Origin of the sequence: Methylibium sp. T29 (assembly GCF_000576205.1) — a bacterium.
GTDB lineage: Bacteria > Pseudomonadota > Gammaproteobacteria > Burkholderiales > Burkholderiaceae_C > Methylibium > Methylibium petroleiphilum.
In genome coordinates this window covers 1-3,626 of sequence record NZ_AZND01000298.1, presented here as the reverse complement: position 1 = coordinate 3,626, position 3,626 = coordinate 1, and the positions used below count along the sequence as shown (strand labels likewise).

3 protein-coding genes are annotated in these 3,626 nt (G+C 65.3%); all 3 read left to right on the top strand.

Going from position 1 to position 3,626, the window contains the following annotated elements; genetic code table 11:
- On the top strand, positions 1–1,158 hold a 1,158-nt coding region (locus x551_RS19735; RefSeq protein ID WP_253950425.1), incomplete at its 5' end, for a histidine kinase.
- Positions 1,155–1,775, top strand: a complete 621-nt coding sequence (locus x551_RS19730; protein WP_310732287.1) for a response regulator transcription factor — start codon at positions 1,155–1,157, stop codon at positions 1,773–1,775. The genes x551_RS19735 and x551_RS19730, both read left to right, overlap by 4 nt.
- A 538-nt stretch (positions 1,776–2,313) precedes the next feature.
- Entirely contained in the window at positions 2,314–3,423 is a 1,110-nt protein-coding gene (locus x551_RS23775; protein ID WP_152543605.1) for a hypothetical protein, read from the top strand.
- Positions 3,424–3,626: the final 203 nt, after the last annotated feature.

Here is a 3,626-nt window from a genome sequence, read left to right as displayed (position 1 = left end):
CCGCAGACCGTGGCCGCCGCGCTGCCGCGGCCGGCCGGGCCCGCGTGGCAGGTGCAGTGGATTGCGTCGCACGACAGCGAACAGCGCGAGTCGCTGGTGCAGCTGGTGGAGATGATGAGCCTGCTGGCCGGCTGCGGCCTGCTGATGCTGGGGGTGATGCACTGGCGCGTGCGGCGCTCGTTCCGTGCGCTGGCGCCGCTGCTGTCGGCCATCGAGCAGGTGGAGCGGCAGGACCTGGGGGAGGTGCGCGCGCTGCCGGCCATGCCGATCCGCGAGCTGGACGTGATAGCCCATGCGCTGCGCCACCTGGCCGGCGCGCTGGAAGAGGCCGAGGCGCGCCGCCGCGTGCTGGGCGCGCAGGTGCTCACGCTGCAGGAAGACGAGCGCAACCACCTGGCGCGCGAGCTGCACGACGAACTGGGCCAGCACCTCACCGCACTGCGCGTGGACGCCAGCTGGCTGCAGCGCCGGCTGGCCCACGAGCCCGAACTCGCGGCGGTGGTGGCCGGCATGAGCGAGCACTGCTCGCGCATCCAGAGCGAGGTGAGGGCGCTGCTGACGCGCCTGCGCCCGCTGGGCACCGCGGAGTCCGCGCAAGCCGACGGCGGCGAGAGCGTGGAACGCCTGCGCGCGCTGCTGGAAACGCTGGTGCAGGCCTGGGTGCAGTCGCCGGGCCGCAGCACGCGCTACACGCTGGCCTTCGACAGCGTGGGGCTGGGCGACAGCGACCGCCTGCCGCGCGAACTGGTGCTCACCGTCTACCGCATCAGCCAGGAGGCGCTGACCAACGTGGCCCGCCACGCCCACGCGAGCGAGGCGCGGCTCAGCGTGCGCATCACCCGCGAGCCGGGCGCGGCCACGGCGCTGCTGGACTGGGCGGTGCAAGACGACGGCTGTGGGCTCGACGACGCCGGCGCCTGGCAGCGCGGCAACGGCCTGGCCGGCGTGAAGGACCGCGTGTGGTCGGCCGGCGGCGACCTGGAATGGCAGCCCGCACCGGCATCGGCGGCGGGCACCGGGCGCCCCGGATTGAAGCTGCATGCACGGCTGCCCTTCGCCGTGATCGACAACCGCAGCAACAACGACAACGACAACGTCAACAACAACAGCACTCGTAGCAGCAGCACGACCGCTGCCGAACAGGAGAACATTTCGTGAGCGTGAGCCCATTGCCCGGTCCCTTGCGTGTGGCGCTGGCCGACGACCACGCGGTCGTGCGCGCCGGCTACCGCCGCCTGCTGGAGCTGGAGGCCGACATCGCCGTGGTGGCGGAGTACGGCGACGCCGAGTCGGCCTACAGCGCGCTGGCCGGCAGCAGCGGCGACGACATCGACCTGCTGGTGCTCGACCTTTCCATGCCCGGCCGCAGCGGGCTGGAGCTGCTGCGCCGCCTGGCGCAGCGGCGGCCCGAGTTGTCCGTGCTGGTGTTCACCATGCACGACAGCGCGGCCATGCTCGACCAGTGCCTGCGCGCCGGCGCGGCCGGCTTCGTGACCAAGAGTAGCGCGCCCGAGGTGCTGGTGACCGCGGTGCGCCAGGCCGCGCGCGGCGAGATCGCCCTGTCACCCGACGTGGCTGCGCTCGCGGCCCGCGCCGAGGGCGGCCCGCCGCACACCCGGCTGTCGAGCCGCGAGTTCGACATCCTGCAGCAGCTGCTGGCCGGCCGCGGCGTGGAAGAGATCGCACAGACCTGCGCCTCAGCACCAAGACCGTGGCCAACTACCAGACGCGCATTCGGCAGGCGCTGGGGGTGGGGAGTGCGGTGGAGTTGTTGAACTACGCGCGGGAGCATGGGTTGGGCGGGCCGGGGGTTTAGCGGGCTGTTGGCGTCCGCGGAGGAGGTCGGCTGATTTGGGACGCATAACGCACCTGCGTTTGACCGAAAGGGCAGGGCCTTTCTGCTATGAAGCGGCAGGCTTTTTCTCGGGGGAAGGGATTGCGTCAGATCAACGGCGCCAGTACGGTCGCGCATGTCTAAATCTAGTTCAGCTGACGGTCGCCGCTGCGCCGAAGACAACCTGCGTTCAAAGCGAAAGCAGGTGGACGGTATGAAATGCGAGAAGTTTGCTAGCTTGCGCTGCGCTGCGAGCAGGCCGCACAAGCTTGCTTGAGCGGACATGCACACAGCGCAGCGTGAGCCAACAGCAGACAAGCCGCATCGCGCAGCCAGCCGAGCATTAGAGGAATAGTTGATTCATGCCCCGCGTCGATGCACCCGAACCTGTCGTTCGAGCGGACGACCCGCTGCGCGGGCGTCGCTCAACTATTTAGTTAGGCCCCTGAAACCCACTGTGTGCCATGTCTACTAGCCTCATGATCGACAACTGGACCCTTCAAGATGTGGAGGGCCTCCTGTCGAACGGGATCGGAGTCGACACAGTTGGTGAGATTCTCATCTCGCAGGATCGGCAGAGTCATTCGTTCAAGGACTTGCCAGAAGGTGTTTTGCAGATTGACGCTTTGCTGACGCTACTGACCAACTTGATCTGCTTCGATCATTTGACGGTCGACTCCAGATTTCTGTACACCTGGCACCAAGACCACGCTCAACTGCTACCCCTTGCCAATCTTGGCGTCGTAGTGCCGCAGGACTACGGAAACTTCGGCGACGATCTCAACCTGCTTCGAGAGGCAATCGTCGGTGAACTGTGCGTCACACCGACTCTGAAAAGCGAGATCACCGCCATTCAAGCCGCGTGGCGGCATGACAAGTCCCAAATCAATCCGCATTTGTCCGCCCTTCTTTGGGGTGGCGCAGGGATACTGGCGCGAAGTCACCTAAGCAAGACACCGTACTTTGGCCATCCCTTCAGGAGACGCCTACTCCAAGAAACAAAGCTGTTTCCGAGGCAACCCAGCGCGGTCGAATCAGTCACGACGTTCATCCAGGACGAGCGAACACGGATGTTTCGCTTCCGAGGGCTGGCTCTGTCCGGCTCAGTAGCTCATGTGTCAATGCCTCCCTTGGCTATCAGGGCGATCGAAAGCGCCGACAACATCGAACAACTGCTGCCCGCTGCGCTCAATCTTCGTGACCAAAACGCCGAACTGAGAACTTGGATCTCGGAGTACCAAGACGCGCTTGATGAAGAAGACGAACGTCGACAGCTGAAGTACGAGAACGTTCTCAGGGATATTTCGCGGGCGCTGCAGGCGCAGTACGGAGCAAATGAGGCTGGGGGCACCGGGGTGTCGATCAGCACAGCATTCTTTAAGCTGGATCTGCCAAAGTCACTACTAGACAGAGTCAGGAACAGCTTTGGCGTAAGGTCGACGCTCTGCAACTTGGTACTGGCGCCAAGAGGCGCGAAGGCATTGGAGAAGCTTCTTGCGATGCTTGGCGAGGGCAAGTCACTTCTCGGAAGAGATGTACTCCAGGGTCTACAAGCAAGGTACTCCGTCAACCCGGCGGCAGGGGCCTAACCCTTCGCTCGAGCGGACCTCCACCTGCTTGGCGCTTGGCCCGCGAGCCGGTGTGGTTCATCATCCGTCCCGCGGGCCAAGCGCCAACCCGGCGGGGTCCGCTCAGCTCAAACGTTACGCGGCACAAGCCACTTTCATTCCGTCGAAGGGTCGAAGCTCATGGTTCTCCCCGCAGCGCGAGTAGGTCAACGACTTCGAGTTAA